At 43.3% G+C, this 15,622-nt stretch carries 17 protein-coding genes; 5 read left to right on the forward strand and 12 right to left on the reverse strand.

Going from position 1 to position 15,622, the window contains the following annotated elements:
- The first annotated feature begins 52 nt into the window (after positions 1-52).
- Positions 53-220 carry a hypothetical protein gene (locus DTQ70_RS30735; protein ID WP_164490079.1) on the forward strand — a complete coding sequence of 56 codons (168 nt, stop codon included), beginning with the start codon at positions 53-55 and terminating at the stop codon, positions 218-220.
- Positions 221-511: 291 nt separating this feature from the next.
- Here DTQ70_RS30735 and DTQ70_RS16715 read toward each other — a convergent pair whose 3' ends face one another.
- The 3 genes from DTQ70_RS16715 to DTQ70_RS16725 all read right to left on the reverse strand — a co-directional run bounded on the left by DTQ70_RS16715 (position 512) and on the right by DTQ70_RS16725 (position 2,773).
- Positions 512-715: a helix-turn-helix transcriptional regulator gene (locus tag DTQ70_RS16715; RefSeq protein ID WP_122931867.1), complete on the reverse strand. Its 204-nt coding sequence runs from the start codon at positions 713-715 to the stop codon at positions 512-514.
- Between the two features lies 1 nt (position 716).
- Positions 717-1,211 carry a DUF2975 domain-containing protein gene (locus DTQ70_RS16720; RefSeq protein ID WP_122931868.1) on the reverse strand — a complete coding sequence of 165 codons (495 nt, stop codon included), beginning with the start codon at positions 1,209-1,211 and terminating at the stop codon, positions 717-719.
- A 134-nt stretch (positions 1,212-1,345) separates the two neighbouring features.
- Positions 1,346-2,773, reverse strand: coding sequence for a TlpA disulfide reductase family protein (locus DTQ70_RS16725; RefSeq protein WP_122931869.1), 1,428 nt, complete (start codon positions 2,771-2,773; stop codon positions 1,346-1,348).
- 357 nt (positions 2,774-3,130) lie between these two features.
- Between DTQ70_RS16725 and pgi the strand changes: the two genes are divergently transcribed.
- Together pgi and DTQ70_RS16735 are read left to right on the forward strand one after the other, a co-directional pair.
- Positions 3,131-4,774, forward strand: coding sequence for a glucose-6-phosphate isomerase (gene pgi, locus DTQ70_RS16730; protein ID WP_122931870.1), 1,644 nt, complete (start codon positions 3,131-3,133; stop codon positions 4,772-4,774).
- 104 nt (positions 4,775-4,878) lie between these two features.
- A complete protein-coding gene (locus tag DTQ70_RS16735) occupies positions 4,879-6,036 on the forward strand; it encodes a helix-turn-helix domain-containing protein (protein ID WP_122931871.1) in 1,158 nt (385 codons plus the stop codon).
- A 58-nt stretch (positions 6,037-6,094) separates the two neighbouring features.
- Here the strand turns inward: DTQ70_RS16735 and DTQ70_RS16740 are convergent, their stop codons facing one another.
- The 7 genes from DTQ70_RS16740 to DTQ70_RS16770 all read right to left on the reverse strand — a co-directional run bounded on the left by DTQ70_RS16740 (position 6,095) and on the right by DTQ70_RS16770 (position 12,963).
- Entirely contained in the window at positions 6,095-7,198 is a 1,104-nt protein-coding gene (locus tag DTQ70_RS16740; protein ID WP_122931872.1) for a mandelate racemase/muconate lactonizing enzyme family protein, read from the reverse strand.
- Between the two features lie 17 nt (positions 7,199-7,215).
- Positions 7,216-7,830: a Uma2 family endonuclease gene (locus DTQ70_RS16745; RefSeq protein ID WP_122934445.1), complete on the reverse strand. Its 615-nt coding sequence runs from the start codon at positions 7,828-7,830 to the stop codon at positions 7,216-7,218.
- Positions 7,831-7,893: 63 nt separating this feature from the next.
- Positions 7,894-8,556: a thiamine diphosphokinase gene (locus DTQ70_RS16750; RefSeq protein WP_122931873.1), complete on the reverse strand. Its 663-nt coding sequence runs from the start codon at positions 8,554-8,556 to the stop codon at positions 7,894-7,896.
- A 34-nt stretch (positions 8,557-8,590) separates the two neighbouring features.
- Positions 8,591-9,691: a hypothetical protein gene (locus DTQ70_RS16755; RefSeq protein WP_122931874.1), complete on the reverse strand. Its 1,101-nt coding sequence runs from the start codon at positions 9,689-9,691 to the stop codon at positions 8,591-8,593.
- A 313-nt stretch (positions 9,692-10,004) separates the two neighbouring features.
- Complete coding sequence (locus DTQ70_RS16760; RefSeq protein WP_122931875.1) at positions 10,005-10,745, reverse strand: fatty acid desaturase; 741 nt, start codon at positions 10,743-10,745, stop codon at positions 10,005-10,007.
- A 50-nt stretch (positions 10,746-10,795) separates the two neighbouring features.
- A complete protein-coding gene (locus tag DTQ70_RS16765) occupies positions 10,796-11,917 on the reverse strand; it encodes an AraC family transcriptional regulator (protein ID WP_122931876.1) in 1,122 nt (373 codons plus the stop codon).
- Positions 11,918-11,928: 11 nt separating this feature from the next.
- On the reverse strand, positions 11,929-12,963 hold the full coding sequence (locus tag DTQ70_RS16770; protein WP_122931877.1) for a serine hydrolase: 1,035 nt from the start codon (positions 12,961-12,963) through the stop codon (positions 11,929-11,931).
- Between the two features lie 157 nt (positions 12,964-13,120).
- On the opposite strand from DTQ70_RS16770, the gene DTQ70_RS30740 reads away from it, so the two are divergent.
- Entirely contained in the window at positions 13,121-13,675 is a 555-nt protein-coding gene (locus tag DTQ70_RS30740) for a hypothetical protein (RefSeq protein ID WP_164489881.1), read from the forward strand.
- A complete protein-coding gene (locus tag DTQ70_RS16775; protein WP_122929371.1) occupies positions 13,605-14,333 on the forward strand; it encodes a hypothetical protein in 729 nt (242 codons plus the stop codon). Before DTQ70_RS30740 ends, DTQ70_RS16775 begins: the two co-directional genes overlap by 71 nt.
- 43 nt (positions 14,334-14,376) lie before the next feature.
- Here DTQ70_RS16775 and DTQ70_RS16780 read toward each other — a convergent pair whose 3' ends face one another.
- A complete protein-coding gene (locus DTQ70_RS16780) occupies positions 14,377-15,054 on the reverse strand; it encodes a GIN domain-containing protein (RefSeq protein WP_122931878.1) in 678 nt (225 codons plus the stop codon).
- Between the two features lie 35 nt (positions 15,055-15,089).
- Entirely contained in the window at positions 15,090-15,536 is a 447-nt protein-coding gene (locus DTQ70_RS16785; RefSeq protein WP_122934446.1) for a DoxX family protein, read from the reverse strand.
- Positions 15,537-15,622 lie beyond the last annotated feature (86 nt).

The following is a 15,622-nucleotide window of genomic DNA, read 5'->3' on the forward strand; positions in this document are numbered from 1 at the left end:
AATCTAAATAAACTACTTTTGCGTAAGTATTTGAAACCTTAGAACATTTCCAATGACCATCGTTGAAGTTTCGACTTGCGCACTTTCAAGCACTGAAGAAAAGTTTTTCCAGCCCAACGCCTTCATGGGTTGTGCTTTTGCCTGCGACCTAAAGAAATGCTGCAAAGCGTATAAGAAGAAGGGCAAACACTGCAAAAAATGCCCCAAACGCGACGATTAGTGAAGTAATACTGATTAATCATTATACTAATAAAACGCGAACTTTTCAAGAAATGTGCCTTTTGGCACTACCTATTTGTAGTTATAGGAACCTATTTTCTTATTTTAGTGTGCCGTAGGTACACAACATCGCTTACAAGTGGTGTACCTATGGCACACTAGATCGGATAAACACTCATTGTTCTACAAATGTTAAGCCTCTATGAGGCACAAAACCAAGTACTTATCTTGAAAAGTTCGCGTTAAAAAAGAGTGCTTCTTTGGAATTTTCTTACCAAAGAAGCACTCTTTTTTATGGTACGTACTCTAATATATCTCCAGGCTGACAATCAAGGGCTTTGCAGATAGCTGCCAGCGTGTCAAACCGAACACCTTTTGCCTTCCCTGTTTTCAAAATTGACAAGTTGACGTTCGTCACCCCTACCTGTTGGGCCAATTCATTGAGTGACATTTTTCGTTTGGCCATCATCACATCCAGATTTACTACAATCGTCATTTTAGATAAATGATTCGTTTTCTGATTTGACAACAATGGCTTTTTGGACAAAATCAGTCACTAACAACATACACAATCCCAAGAAAATCGGAATAGGCTCGTGTACTAGAAAGTGGGCAAAAAAAGCCCGCACTGCTACTGGCCAAGCTACCGACGAAGGAATCCTCCCTGTATATAAACCTTCGATGGATTGTAGCTGCCTGAAAGCATATTCAAATGAGCCAACAATGGCGATTCCAATGACCAAATAAGCGACCCAACGTAGGAAAAGCGTGGCTTTTTCCGTAAAAAACTGATGCTGTAAATACAATTGTCGAAGGCGGAAAATACACCAACCTACGGTGAAAGAACAGGCTATTTTTCCCATTTTGAAGAGCCATACCCCTGCTCCATTCCCTCCCGCGTTCACTCCTTTGAGTGCTGGCATAAAATAAGATGCAAAGTCAATCACCACAAACGCCATGATTAACCAAAGAAGAATTTTTTGTGTTTTCATTTTTCTGTATCGTTAAAGTTTAAGCAAATGTAGAGTAAATTTAAAATAAAACAATAAATATTTATTATTTTATTTTAAAAAAACTTAACACTAACTAACTTCTATATACTATTTCTTCTCTCGAAAAACACATTTTACTTCTTATACAAAGCCTCTTCCAATATTTTTATCAAATCCTTTCCTTCGTTTTTGCTCGGTGCTGGCGGCTGAATGGCGTGGAAGGTGTGATTTCTGCCAATAACAAAAGACGACGGAATGGCACCTGGATCATAGGTATTTGCTACGCTTTCTTCAGCTGTGATGTCATCCCGCAAGTGAGTACCTTCAATTTGGTATTTAGTAATGGCTTTGTGCCAGTCACTCTCTTTCTTATCCAACGAAATGTACAGAAACACCAAATCAGGTTGGTCTTTGAAGTGCTTTTTTATCTTTTTTGCTGGTGTCATTTCGGCAATACACGGCCCGCACCAACTCGCCCAAAAGTCGAGATAAATCACTTTCCCCTTAAAATCAGCCAGCTGCACCGTACGACCTGCAGTATCTCGAAGTGAAAAGGACAAAGCAGGTTTGCCAATGGCAAAGATTTCTTTCTCAATCAACCTTTGATTGATTTCGGTTCGAAATACGCTATTGGGATACCTATTTTCAAAACTCTTCACCTTCTTATTTATTTCGTCGTTCATCCCTTTGTATCCAATTTCTTGCAAGAGAAAATCGGCCGTCAACATTTCCACAAAAGCGGGAGTAAACTTTGCTTGGTTTACCTCAAAATAGGCTTCCGTTTCCCCGTAAGGAATATTGGCGGTTGGGTACTTGAGCATAAATAAATAGAGCAAGTGATGCCCATAATTGGAAGCCTTCAACGAAAAATTGTCCTGAGAAGGCGAAACCTCAGTAAAATGAGCCCGATACGCCTTAGGAATGAGTGCGTCTGTAGTTTCAATCTTTTTAGCCTGTGCTTCTTGGTAAAGTGCTCGAACAACGGTACCAAATATATCTGATTTAATACCCGCTTGAGCCATTGTAAAAAAAGCGGTCGATACTTGTTCTTTGTACGAGTCAAGGATCTTGAGTTTTTGTTTTTCAATCTCCAACAAATAACGGAAAAACGCTTCTTTCGACTTAGCTAATCTAGCCTTGGCAGTGGTTTCCCACTGGAGCTTTTTTGTTGTTTCAATATAGTCCTCTTTATGGTAGTTAAATTTGGGGGCAGCACTTCCCGAATAACGGACTGTTTGCCAAAAATCCAACGCATCAAACTCCATAAAAATAGCGTCATTGGGCTCTATAATGCACCATGCCAATCTACCCTCGTCATCGTTTGACGCACCAGTATTGAAAATCAGTTTAAAATAAGCGACATCTGTCAGAGTAGTGGTAAATTCAAACTCATTACTTTCATTTAAAACCAACTGTTTTTGAATACCTTGCTGGGCAAAAGGATAGAGTTGAAGCTCTAAAAAACGCGACACAGGATTCTTGATTTTGCCTCGAATTGAGACATTTTGCGAAAAAGTCGCGAGGCTACTAGCCAGAAAAAAGCAGAAGAGGAAAGTTCGCATAGCTGTTGTTTAGGAAGGGTTTGTAACTCAACAAATATAAAGAAAAACTATATATCAACTTTATAATGTTGGGCTTCTCCGAAGCCAAATTTTTCATTGAATGGCTCTTTTTGCTACAAACGTTATGTCTCTCCGAGACTTTTTCATGGAATCATCCATTTTCGTACAATTCTACAAACGTCATGTCTCTACAAACGTTATGTCTCTCCGAGACTTTTATCCCTTGATTCGTAGGCTGCCTTTATAAATTCCCACAACTTGTCCCAAATTCTGCCTTTTTACGCCCTAAAACCCTCATTTCTTTGAGAAAGTGGGCGTATTCCCTACTTTTGCGTGTTCATAAAACTATTTAGACAGATGTTACAAGCCATTCCTTTTGACCAGACGGCTGCCTACCGCAAACTCAAAACTCACCACAAGAGTATCAGCAAGAAACATTTAAAAGAATTGTTTGCCGAAGACCCTAACCGCTTCAAAAAATTCTCGTTGCGCTTGGGTGACATCGTCGTTGACTACTCTAAAAACCGCATCAATGGCCGTACGTTGGCGTATTTGTGCGACTTAGCCCGCGAATGCCAGCTTTCGGACGCGATTGAAAAAATGTTTACGGGCGACAAAATCAACGCCACCGAAAATCGCGCGGTGTTGCACGTAGCCCTGCGTAACCGTTCCAACACGCCTATCGAGGTGGATGGCAAAGATGTCATGCCTGATGTCAACGAGGTGTTGGAAAAAATGAAAGGCTTTTCGGAAAAAGTGCGCGGCGGCGAGTGGAAAGGCTTTACGGGTAAGAAAATCACTGACATTGTAAATATTGGTATCGGAGGCTCTGACCTCGGCCCCGTCATGGTGACCGAAGCGCTCAAGTCGTACGGTAAAAAAGGGTTGAGCGTACATTTTGTGTCGAACGTGGACGGTACGCACATTGCTGAAGCAGTCGCAAAACTCAATCCTGAAACAACGTTGTTTATGATTGCTTCCAAAACGTTTACAACCCAAGAAACGATGGCCAACGCCCACTCGGCACGTCGTTGGTTTTTGGAAACTGCGAAAGACAGCGCCCACGTCGCCAAGCACTTCGTAGCCATTTCAACCAACCGTACTGAAGTAGAAAAATTCGGCATTGACCCCGAAAATATGTTTGGTTTTTGGGATTGGGTAGGTGGACGCTACTCGTTGTGGTCGGCCATCGGCTTGTCGATTTCCTGCTACATTGGCTTCCAAAACTTTGAGCAGCTCCTTTCAGGGGCGCACGACATGGATAATCACTTCCGTTCGGCGCGCTTTGAGAAAAATATACCTGTTGTCTTGGCCCTGTTGGGGATTTGGTACAACAACTTTTTCGGCGCAGACACGCACGTTATTTTACCGTATGACCAATACTTACACCGTTTTGCTGCTTATTTCCAACAAGGAGACATGGAGTCGAACGGAAAATACGTAAGCCGCAACGGCGAGGCAGTTGACTACCAAACGGGCCCTATTATTTGGGGAGAACCTGGCACCAACGGACAACACGCATTTTATCAGTTGATTCACCAAGGAACCAAGCTGATTCCTGCTGATTTTATTGCACCAGCGTTGAGCCACAATCCAATCGGCGAACACCATAAAATGTTGTTATCGAATTTCTTTGCCCAAACAGAGGCGTTAATGAACGGTAAAACGTTGGACGAAGTGGTGGCAGAATTGAGCGGAAAATCGCCAGAAGAAATTGCCAAAATTGCTCCGTTCAAAGTGTTTGAAGGAAACCGCCCGACCAACTCTTTCTTGGTAAAGAAAATTACGCCACGCGTATTGGGAAGCTTGATTGCGATGTACGAGCACAAAATCTTCGTTCAAGGGGTCATCTGGAACATTTTCAGTTTCGACCAATGGGGCGTAGAGTTGGGTAAGCAACTCGCCAACAAGATTTACCCAGAACTTCAAAACGACTGGCCTATCGAGTCGCACGATAGCAGTACCAATGGCTTGATTAACCAATATAAGCGTTGGAGATAAACTAGCAAGAAGCAAATAGGCAAGAGGCAAAAGGCAACTTTTAAAGTACCGTTTTTGCCTTTTGCTTCTTGCCTATTTGCCTTTCAAAATACTGTTTTTCAACAATGCCCCTCCGCATCGACTTTTTTGCGATTGTTATTCTCCTTGGTGTCGTTCAGGGCATTTTGCTGGGGGGACTTTTTCTGACAGGTCTGCGGGCTAAGTCAGTGGCTAATCGCATGATGGGATGGGTGATGTTGGCTTTTTCTGCGGCTATTTTAGAAGTCTTTTTGTGCTATTCCAACTACCAATTTCAAACCCTTTGGGCCGATAATTTTGCCGAACCTACCAATTTTTTATTAGCCCTCTTACCCTTCTTCTTTGTGTATGCTCGGCTTCACGGGCGGCTTCCTCGTCACTACGGCTGGCACCTTCTACCGTTTGCCTTTTGGTGTCTCTACTCCTTTTTTTGGCAACACCAACCGCTTGATTATAAGTACAATTCGTACCTTGATGCTTGGCATCCCGAATTACCATTTCGAGCCGTTACACTGTGGCATTCCGAAGACCCGCTACACATTCGCGAATACGTCAACGATTTTACGTTGGTCAGTATATTGTCGTATTTGGGGCTTAGTTTCAGAGAAATCGTGCTGGCTTTCCGCCAACATCAGCTGCCTTTTTTCACCTTGAAAAGCGTAGCTCCTTTTACCCAACTTCGGAACCTTACGCTGCTGTCTTGCCTTTTTCCAATGTTATTTATTGGGGTTAAACTGACATTTGAAGAAGATTTGGGCGATTATTTGCTGGGAAGCTTGGTCACGTTTTATGTTTATGTAACCAGCTACCTTGTGATGAGTCATTCGGTATTGTTTCAAGTTGAAAACCTCGAAAATGAACCAAAGAAAAAGTACGAAAAATCATCGCTTTCGGAAGACCACGGGGAGTTGATTTTGCAAAAACTACAACAGCTACTCGAAACCGAAAAACCTTATCTTGACAACGATTTTACTTTACCCAAACTAGCACAGCGTCTGTCGGTTTCACCACATCATTTATCCCAAGTCCTCAACGACCGACTCCAGCAAAGTTTTTTTGATTGGCTCGCCTACCACCGCGTCCAAGAAGCCAAACGTTTGCTTTCTAATCCTGCCTTTTCCCACCTCAAAATCGACGAAATTGCTGAGCGCGTGGGCTATAATTCCACTTCTGCTTTTCACACGGCTTTCAAGCGTTTTGCGGGCAAAACCCCTGCTCAGTTTCGGAATCAAGAGAAATTATAACCAGAAAATGAAGGTTTTGATTCGTGCAGAGGGTTGCTCACAACCCGAATTTTTTGAATCACACCGTAAACGACTCCATTTTTTGCAGATACGCCGCATCCACATCGGCGCCGTGACCAGGTGCGTCAGGAATCATCACTTGGTAATGATTTTGGTAAACAATGCCACCCAACACAGGGTCTTGGGCGTGTTCAAAAGGAGAGTCTAAATCATAAAAAACGACATTATGCAGCGCCGATGCAAAATGGGCATTGGCCGAAATCCCCAAACGCGACTCCGACATGCACCCAATCATGCAACGTATGCCTGCCCCTTCGGCGATGGCATTGATTTTGACGGCATTACGCAAACCTCCACTTTTAGACAGCTTGATATTAAAATAATCAACCGCCTCTTGCGCCACCAATTTGACCGCATCTTGGGGAGAAAACAACGATTCATCGGCACAAATAGGTACCCGAGCATGCTGACGAAGACGCGCCATGTGCGCATAATCCCAATGTTTTACGGGCTGTTCACAATACTCTACGTTCCAGTCGGCAATGGTATTCAGCACTTTGAGCGCACTCACATAATCCCAGCCTTGATTGGCATCGGTACGAATGGGAATTTCGTCGCCAATCGCCGTACGAATCGCCGCAATGCGTTTAATATCATCGGTTGCGTTTGTGCCCAATTTCACTTTGATGGCATCAGCACCACGTTCTTTGATTTTCACGGCATCGGCTGCCATGGCCTCGGGCGAAGAGATATAAATCGTTTCATCGGTTGCAATTGGACGATTACTTCCTCCCAAAAATTGATACAAAGGCATATTGGCATACTTTGCGGCAAGGTCGTACAGCGCCATGTCGAAGGCACTTTTTGCCGTAGGGTTGGCGGCCAAATAGCGTTCCATTGCTCCGATACAGCCTTCTAAATCAAGGGGGTTTTTACCAATTAATAGTTTTGCCAAATCATAAGCTGCCGCGTAAACGGTGGCCTGCGTTTCTCCCACAATCATCCAAAACGGAGCGCCTTCACCCGTTCCATATACCCCATCCGACGTGTGAATTTTGACCAAAATATTGCGAGCTTCCTCAATCGTTCCAATCGCAATTGTAACAGGAGCTTGAAGGGGAATATTAAACTTAAAAACCTCGATGTGGGTAATGATGGGCATGTCTGTAAAGGAAGAAATTAGCTTAGGGTTACGCCTTTTTTTGTCAAATAAGCTCCTACGTTAAACGATTGCTGGTGCATCAATTCAATATCACGGTTCCAGTCAAAGGTTTCAATGCGTTCAGCCGTTGCAACCATGACTACCTGAGCTTCCGTCAATATCCAAAAGACTTTTTGAACCCCAAATGCGAGCAATTTTTGGGTCTTTTTGTAAATGTATCCCGTCTCTGTCATGTCTTCAACATCCGCATCAATGTCTATCTCAAAAACAATGGTCGGCGGCACGTTGGCATATTTTCTGGAGATTTTATCTGGTGTCAACACCGATTGTTCAAAAATGGCAATATCGTTGGCTAAATTGTTTTTATGGTCAATGTGCAATCCAGCTTCACTTGTTAACACCGTGTAGCTATCTTCATCAATAAACTTTCCAATGAAAACCGTCAAATAGAACACAATCAATGCCTGCAAGCTACTCGAACCCATAATTTCAGCAATGGTTTTGTTTCCCGATAACACTTCCCGATACTCCTTATAATACACAGGCTTACCGTCCATGATTTCGTAAATCAGGGCTTCAGGAACATTCCTTGGGGTTTTTCGCACTTTCCGTGGCGTGTCTAAAGCGGTCATGGTAAACATTTATTTTCTCAAAAGTAACAACAATAAACAGTAAACTCAAAACTCGGAACACCATTAATCCCAGCATTCCATAATCAACAAATCGCCCGATTGGGCCGAGATTTTCACAAACCCATCCACTGCCGACTCATTGCTATTTCCATTGCGATATCCCAGCACAAGCGACTCATTTTCAAGATTATACTTCAAACCTTCCGTGGTAATTCCCGACACCGTTCCAACGGGAATGAGCGAAATAGGCGTTTCGGCGGCGTACCATTTTTCAAATGTGCCTACCAACGGAAAAATTTTGGAATAATCGTCCAGCATCACGCATTTGATTTGGTTTTTGTACCGAACAATATTCGTCATGTTGGTCAAGCTATGGTCGGCGCGGCGACCCGTTGCCCACACGATGTTCACGGCGGGGAAACCGCGTTCTATCAAAAACTCAATGCCTTTTTCGAGGTCTGTTTTGTCTTGATCGGGCGTATGAATAATCTCAAGCGGGTACTGACGGGCGTGTATTTCTTCAAAATCAACGTTTTGGTCAAAATCTCCCAAAAGCACATCCACTTTTATCCCTAAATCAAGCACTCGATGAATGGCGTGGTCGAGTACCACCACAAACGGCGACCATTCGAGCAGTTGCCCCATTAATTCAAAGCTACAACCTTCACCGTTGGCAATGAGCAGAGCAGGTTCTTGTTTTTCTCGGACAACGTGGTGCGAAGACATGTTTAGTACGCAGCGGGTAGCAGACAGCGATCCGCTATTTTGGGATTGAATGAATAATTGACAACACAAAGAAAAGCACAAAATACCATTTGGTGCGTTCAAACAACACTTTTTGTAACGAAACCCATTCCAAAACCGCAACTGTAAACAACAACGAAGCAGGCGCCAACCGACGAAAATACAGACTTTCGATAGAGGTATCAGTTAGGTAAATAGCAATGGTGAAAAGTAAATAACCCACGCCTACCTGAAAAAATGAGCTTTTTGTCATGCCGTAGGCATCGATTCCATGCCCTTTCACCCACTTCCAAAACTCTCTCATCATCAGACTAACCACTATCACTTGTCCCAAAGCCACTCCATAAATCAGCCACTTCACTGAATCGACCAAAGCGGTATTTTTCAATCCCCAATCCCGTACCGCAAAAAATAAAAGCTCCTCTCCTAGCCCGCGTATGCCTCGCCCTACTCGGCTCAGCCACGGTTCATCGGGCCAAAAACCGTGCCCGCCCGTAAAAGTTTTAGTTTGATAAAAGTTGAAAAGCAGATACCCAGCAACAAAAAGTAGGTAATACAAAGCAGCCCTAAACTTGCGCTGAATCAATAAAACAAACGCCAAAAAAACGGCAGCGTATCTACTCAAAAACGCGCCGATTGCCCAAAAAGCCCCTCCTACTTTTGTTGGCATCGCCTCAATGCTTTGCGCCGCAAAACCCACCACAAAAAACAAAAACAGGGTTTCAGACCATGTATTAGCATATACTTGCACCAACGACGAAGCCGAAAAAGCCAAAGAAACAAACCACGCTTTCTCCCGAAAATGACTGTATATTAACCAAAAACAACCTGCAAGAGCCAATAAATTGACAATTTTTGAAGATATTTCTACCGAAAAACCCGTCAGCCACGCAAGTCCCGCAATCGACGCTGAATAGCCCACGGGCCAAATCGCACAAAAGGTATCTCGCCCTTCAAAGACGATGTAGTAGCCTTTTCCATCGTGTAAGCTTTGGGCAGCGTGCAAGTAATGGTACGAATCGGGAGTGAGGAAATAGGTAGTGTCCGCACGGAGTTTGAGGATTACCACCGTTGTAATCAACAACCATTGACCCACTACTGCTATTTTATTCCCCATTTAGTCGATTTTTAACTTTTTTTCTCGCGGTTGGGAGCAACCGCGCATGTCGGTTTTGAGAAACCGACAGCACACAAGCAAACGACAGCACGCTCCCGTGTCGGAGGTTGCTCACAACCGACGCACAAGGTTTCTCAAAACCTTGTTAAATGCAAGTAACAAAGTCTCTTTCTCGCGGTTGTAAGCAATCGCACCTGTCGGTTTTGAGAAACCGACAGCACACAAGCAACCGACAGCACGCTCCCGTGTCGGAGGTTGCTCACAACCGACGCACAAAGTTTCTCAAAACCTTGTTAAATGCAAGTAACAAAGTCTAATTCTCAGGGTTTCTCCCCTCCCCCGCTACTCGCTCACGCGCTTCTGGCAAACGCCACCACGGTAAGTACGGATAGGCGTGGTGTTCTAAGTGATAGCCAAAAAAATAGCAACTCAAAAACGCCCAAACGTGATTCAACTTCTGACTACGGGCATTGTAAGGCGCATTTTCGTGCTCGCCACGGTGGGGCAAATACGTCCCAAAATAAAACAACTGGAACGTACTCAACACCGCAGGAATCATCCAAAACACCACCAAGTTTTCCCACGGAAACCACAGCTTCAACACATTGTACGTCACCGCCATGAGGATGATTTGAACCACCGAAATATACTCTTTGGCAAAGGCCAAAAACCACAAAAAGAAGTTGGGATGACCGTCGTGGTAATCGGGGTCGTCGTGGGTAGCCGCGTGGCGATGATGTAGGTGGTGCTTCGACGAAAGTGTTTTGTAATTATTAAACGCAAAAAGTGACGCGCAAACAAACCCTATCCAATAATTAAGCCGCTTATTTTCAGGCACAACAACCCCGTGAATAGAGTCGTGCGCTGTGATGAATAAACCCGTGTAAAGGTGCATTTGGAGCAATACAAAAACATACACCAATGGGTCTGTAGGGTGAAATGGGTAGTGTAACAAAAACGCTAAACTAACAAACCACATTCCCAGTACTACGAAGGCAATCCAAAGTCCTCTGGTACCGATGGGGCTGGGTTTGATGGCGGGAAGTGATGACATACGCTTCTAATGGTATTTTTGGTACAACACCGTGCTCAGCGCTTTTGTTTCTACTCAAACTCCTTCGGTGACTTTCCCGTAAATTTCTTGAAGGCACGATTAAAGGTGGATTTTGAATTAAAACCACACTCCAACGCTATTCCCAATAGCGACAAGTGGCTGTTTTCGGGGTTTTTAAGTTGGCGTTTTACCTCTTCTACGCGGTAGTAATTGACAAAATCGTTGAAGTTTTTTTCAAAATTCTGATTGATAGCCGCCGAAAGCACCGACGTATTGGTTTTAAGCCGTTGGGCTACGTCACTTAGCGATAGGTCGGGTTGAAGATAAAGACGCTGTTCATCAAATACTTGCTCAATTTTAGGCTTCCATTCTGAATAATTTGGTGCAGATATATCCGAGTTTTTGACAATTTCGCTCTCTTCTGGCTCAGAAACTACCTCGGCTTTGGTGTACGACAAGCGCGCGGGCTGATGTTGTGAATACCCCATGATGCCTACGTAGCAAATAATCGCTACCGTAAACAGATGCCACCACCAATCTTGTTCAAAAGGCAAATTCCCCAAGGCACGGTCGGCAATAGACCAACCAAATTTGAACACCTCCCCCGCAATGATGAGGTAAATAAAATTGCGGAGCCATACAAAGCTAACCGTCTCGGTATCAGAAAACTGCGTTTCAACCCAGCGACGATACTCTTTATAAAGACGTAGCGATTGATAAAAATAGTAAATGTAAGACCCCCAAATAGCAATGCTTTCTAACCAACCCAGCCAGTACGACAACTCCGAACTGCGGAAAGCGCTCACCACTTTTGGCCCCTGAACAAAGACGACAATATTGACCAAAAAGTAAATGGCATACAACAAATAATGCCACAAATGGGCGGCTTTGAAGCGAAAATCACGGTTGATTTGGGATTTTAAGTAAAAGTAAATCGTAGGGGCAAACGCAAGATGAAAATAGCGCGGAAAGCCGTCGTATTTTTCCCAAAAAATATTGATTCCCGAAAATCCAAAGGTGTAATCCTGAATTTCCATGGCCAAAAAAAACATCACTAAGCCCAAAAGTTTATCCGAAAGCCGTTCTTCTTTCCAACCTCGAATGAGTAGCAAAACCGCAAAAAGCAAGGCCAAAAAATAGCCAAATTGGAGGGGTGTTTGATAAATAGACATCGTTCCAACGGTTATTTTGCCAGAGAAGTTTCTACTAGTTCGGCCCTCAGGTCATTGAGTTTGGTAGCATCGGTGTTACTAAAGACAATGAACGTTCGGTTTTCGTTTATGAGGTGCAACCACGACATATTGCTACCCGAAATACTCCCCTGACGGTCGGCACACTGGATTTTTTTGCCCGCAAACGTATTTTCACTTACCCAAAACCCGTACGCTACGTACCACAGTTCGGGGTACGATTTTAGCATCAACTCGACCGTTGGCTTGGTCAAAATTTGGTGTTTGAAAATAGCTTGGTCAAATGTTAGTAAATCTTCCACCGTCGAAAACATCGCTCCCGAGGCGTAGAAGTTTTCAATCCAGTAAGGGTCATCGTTGGCGTATTCGCGGCGTAAAGTGTCGTATAAATAACTGTTGGCCAGTCCTTTCACAATTTTAGCGTTGGACAACAACCCGCTATTTTGTACGCCTATTTTGTCCAAAATTTTCTCTTGCAATACTTGTTCAAAAGGCTTTTTGGTAACAGCCTCAATGATTTTTCCCAACAAAATATAATCCGCATTTTTATAGCTAAACTGCGTGCCAGGTTCGCTGACGAGCTTCCCCGAGCAGTACTTCCGCACAATGCTATCCAACGGGTACTTGAGCGCATACATGGCTTCGTTGTTTTGGTCGAGGTTTTCCATCCCCGAACTATAGGTAAGCAACTGATGAATCGTGACTTTTTCTTTGGCTTCTCCCTGGTAATCAGGCAAAAACTTCGATAGCTTATCGGTAAGTTTCAATTTCCCTTCTTCCATTAATTGCAATACGAGTACAGCCGTGAAAGTCTTGGTAATCGAACAAATCCGAAATTTCGTTTGGGGCGTCATCCGAATGCCTTCTTGTCGATTGGCTAGACCCGCTCCTTTCAAGTACTCTATTTTACCTTGATTGGCGACCAATACTACGCCATTGAACGTATCGTACTTTTTTAGGACTGCATCATAATTTTGCGCAAAGACCGAGAAAGAAAGAAAAAATAGGCTGTTAAGTAGGTATTTCATGAGGGTTAATTCCGTTAAAATGGCTCTATATACGTTTTAACTATTCACCGTCAATTAAGTTTTGAAATGGTGCTGTACGTCTTAAAGTTAAGTATTTATAGCGGCAAGAAGTTAAGTACTTTTGTTTTTTGATATACGCTCATACAAGCAACAACCGATGGGACAAGCGACCAATACAGCGATACGGCAGTCATTACTGGAGTTAAAAGCCTCAGGTAAAACACTAAAATATATTAGTGAACACTTAGGTGTTCCCTATGCTACCCTGCGAAACTTATGGCATAAACACCAAAAAACTCCCCAATCAAATTTACGAACAGCATATGAGAACTGTGGCAAAAAGCCGCCCAGTAGATCCGATGTGATTTATCGAGGAGCTCTTTGGCTAAAACGTTTACATCCAAATTGGGGAAGCCCCTTGATTCATATGCACCTGGTCAATCGCTATGGTTGCTCTCAGGTGGTTCATGTACGCACGATTCAACGTTGGTTTTTGTCAGCTCATATGAGCAAACCACGTTCCCAAAAATTAGAACCCAAAATTGGGCAATCAACACAGGTTCATAACATCTGGCAGGTAGATGCCAAAGAACGATTAAGCTTAGAAAATGGTCAATCAGCTTGTTATTTGACCATTGTGGATGAAAAAAGTGGAGCTTGTCTGGAAGCACCCGTTTTCCCCCTATGCCCGAATCAATCAAGTGCCCATTGACCAAATACGGCAAAAACTTATTGAGGTTTTCAACAAATGGGGAAAAGCAGGTTGTTTTAGAGTAGATAATGGCGAGCCATTCGGAAGTCCTGCTGGGGCACCTACTCCGCCTTTAGCGCTGTGGCTTATCGCTCACGATATTGATTTGACTTGGAATAAACCTTATTGTCCACAGATGAATAATCGCGTTGAGAAAATGCAAGATACCACTCAACGCTGGGCAGAAGTGCAAGCTTGCCGTTGTTTACAAGAATTACAAGCCAAGCTAGATGCCCAAATTCATATTCAACGACAGCTGTATCCAGTAACTCGGCTGGAGGGAAAAACCAGGGCGATGGCTTTCCCTGAGTTAATTACTAAACAACGCGTATTTTCAAGTAAAGACTTTGATTCAAAGAGAGTTCATGAATTTATTGCAAAAAAAATCTACACTCGAAAAGTATCATCAGTAGGACAAATTACGCATTTCGGACAAACGATTAGGGTAGGAAAAGAATTTGCTCACCAATTTGTCCAACTTAAATTCAAGCCAGATACCTTGAAGTGGCAAATCTCGAACTCCACTCAAATTATCAAAAATATTGCCGATAACTGTCTTACTGATGATAGAATCAAAAATATGACCGTATTTTCAAAACAAAAAAACCAATCAAACTAAATGTCTGTTTGAGCGTACCTAACTTTAAAGCGTACAACAATGGCTACATTTTCTTGACTTCGCCGTTGCCCATAATCCCCGACATAGGGTCAATTTTGCCTGGCCCAAACTGCATCACACTGTTGTTGCCCGAACCGTGCGCCGTAAGCGATATTTGGGTATTGACGCGCACATTACCGTTACCATAGCTTTTTACTTTGGCGGTTTTGGCCACGAGTCCTTGGGCTTTTACTTCCCCGTTACCGTTCTTTTTAACGTCGAGTTCATCAATCGTTCCTTGGAGCGTGGCGTTGCCATTGCCGTAATTCTCTATCCTAAAATACCGCCCTACAATGCCCGTAACCTGCAAACTACTGTTGCCACGGTGCTGAATCACCGACGCTTCGGGCATGGTCACCTTCACTTTGATACGGGTATCTTCGATGTACATTTTATTGTTGTAGTTGCCTTTGAGGCCAATGCTTAACACGCCCTCTTGGCTTTCTTTTTTAACCTCTAAAAGTGGCTCCAAATTTTCGTCAATTTCGATTTTTACCGAAAAAGATTTGCCAATTTCAACCTCTATTTTTCCGTCCAAATCATCAAAAGAGAGTTTATCAAAATCGCGAAAATCTAACGTTTTGGTGATGAGTTTTCCCGTGCCGCGTAGTGGCCCGCGTTGGGCTTGGGCATAAAAACAGACCGTCGTCAAAAAGGCAATAATCATTGTTAACTTTTTCATGGCAATTATTGGTTTAAATATTGATAATGAAGATGTTATTTTTTTAATTTTTGAGCAATAAAATGATCCAACCCTATTCTTCCAGAACCCATCACGATGGCGTACAACGAAATCCAAAGAAAACCCATCGCAGGTAACATTCCCCACACTTCGCCACCCCATTTTTGGAAGAAAATAGCCACCAACATCGTACAGGCTACCATAAAACCTGCCAACCGAGTCCCCAAGCCAAGCACCAACAACGCCCCACCAAAGGTTTCTGCCAATACCGCCGCCCACGCAAAAAATGCGGGGAATAATGCAAAAATCCCACCAAATTTGGACACGTCTTCCACAAACCAAGCAGGCGTAGGAAACTTACTGCCGCCAAAATTGACCATTAAAAAATAGCAACCCACAATGCGTGGAATGGCCAATACTAAATCTGAGTACCAAGTAGAGGTATAAACGGGCGTGATGATGTTAACAAATAATGTTTTCATGGCTGTAAATGAGTTTTGAGTAAGCGAATGATTAGAAAAATTGGTTAATGCGATGGTTGACAATTGCTTTTTCATGTGCGTAAGTG

The sequence above is a fragment of the Runella sp. SP2 genome, from assembly GCF_003711225.1.
Taxonomy (GTDB): Bacteria; Bacteroidota; Bacteroidia; order Cytophagales; family Spirosomataceae; genus Runella.

Bases quoted from the DNA above. Each gene is read 5' to 3' on its own strand.
- DTQ70_RS30735 (WP_164490079.1), top strand. From the start codon at position 53: ATGACCATCGTTGAAGTTTCGACTTGCGCACTTTCAAGCACTGAAGAA.
- DTQ70_RS16715 (WP_122931867.1), bottom strand. From the start codon at position 715: ATGACGATTGTAGTAAATCTGGATGTGATGATGGCCAAACGAAAAATG.
- DTQ70_RS16720 (WP_122931868.1), bottom strand. From the start codon at position 1,211: ATGAAAACACAAAAAATTCTTCTTTGGTTAATCATGGCGTTTGTGGTG.
- DTQ70_RS16725 (WP_122931869.1), bottom strand. From the start codon at position 2,773: ATGCGAACTTTCCTCTTCTGCTTTTTTCTGGCTAGTAGCCTCGCGACT.
- pgi (WP_122931870.1), top strand. From the start codon at position 3,131: ATGTTACAAGCCATTCCTTTTGACCAGACGGCTGCCTACCGCAAACTC.
- DTQ70_RS16735 (WP_122931871.1), top strand. From the start codon at position 4,879: ATGCCCCTCCGCATCGACTTTTTTGCGATTGTTATTCTCCTTGGTGTC.
- DTQ70_RS16740 (WP_122931872.1), bottom strand. From the start codon at position 7,198: ATGCCCATCATTACCCACATCGAGGTTTTTAAGTTTAATATTCCCCTT.
- DTQ70_RS16745 (WP_122934445.1), bottom strand. From the start codon at position 7,830: ATGACCGCTTTAGACACGCCACGGAAAGTGCGAAAAACCCCAAGGAAT.
- DTQ70_RS16750 (WP_122931873.1), bottom strand. From the start codon at position 8,556: ATGTCTTCGCACCACGTTGTCCGAGAAAAACAAGAACCTGCTCTGCTC.
- DTQ70_RS16755 (WP_122931874.1), bottom strand. From the start codon at position 9,691: ATGGGGAATAAAATAGCAGTAGTGGGTCAATGGTTGTTGATTACAACG.
- DTQ70_RS16760 (WP_122931875.1), bottom strand. From the start codon at position 10,745: ATGTCATCACTTCCCGCCATCAAACCCAGCCCCATCGGTACCAGAGGA.
- DTQ70_RS16765 (WP_122931876.1), bottom strand. From the start codon at position 11,917: ATGTCTATTTATCAAACACCCCTCCAATTTGGCTATTTTTTGGCCTTG.
- DTQ70_RS16770 (WP_122931877.1), bottom strand. From the start codon at position 12,963: ATGAAATACCTACTTAACAGCCTATTTTTTCTTTCTTTCTCGGTCTTT.
- DTQ70_RS30740 (WP_164489881.1), top strand. From the start codon at position 13,121: ATGGGACAAGCGACCAATACAGCGATACGGCAGTCATTACTGGAGTTA.
- DTQ70_RS16775 (WP_122929371.1), top strand. From the start codon at position 13,605: ATGAAAAAAGTGGAGCTTGTCTGGAAGCACCCGTTTTCCCCCTATGCC.
- DTQ70_RS16780 (WP_122931878.1), bottom strand. From the start codon at position 15,054: ATGAAAAAGTTAACAATGATTATTGCCTTTTTGACGACGGTCTGTTTT.
- DTQ70_RS16785 (WP_122934446.1), bottom strand. From the start codon at position 15,536: ATGAAAACATTATTTGTTAACATCATCACGCCCGTTTATACCTCTACT.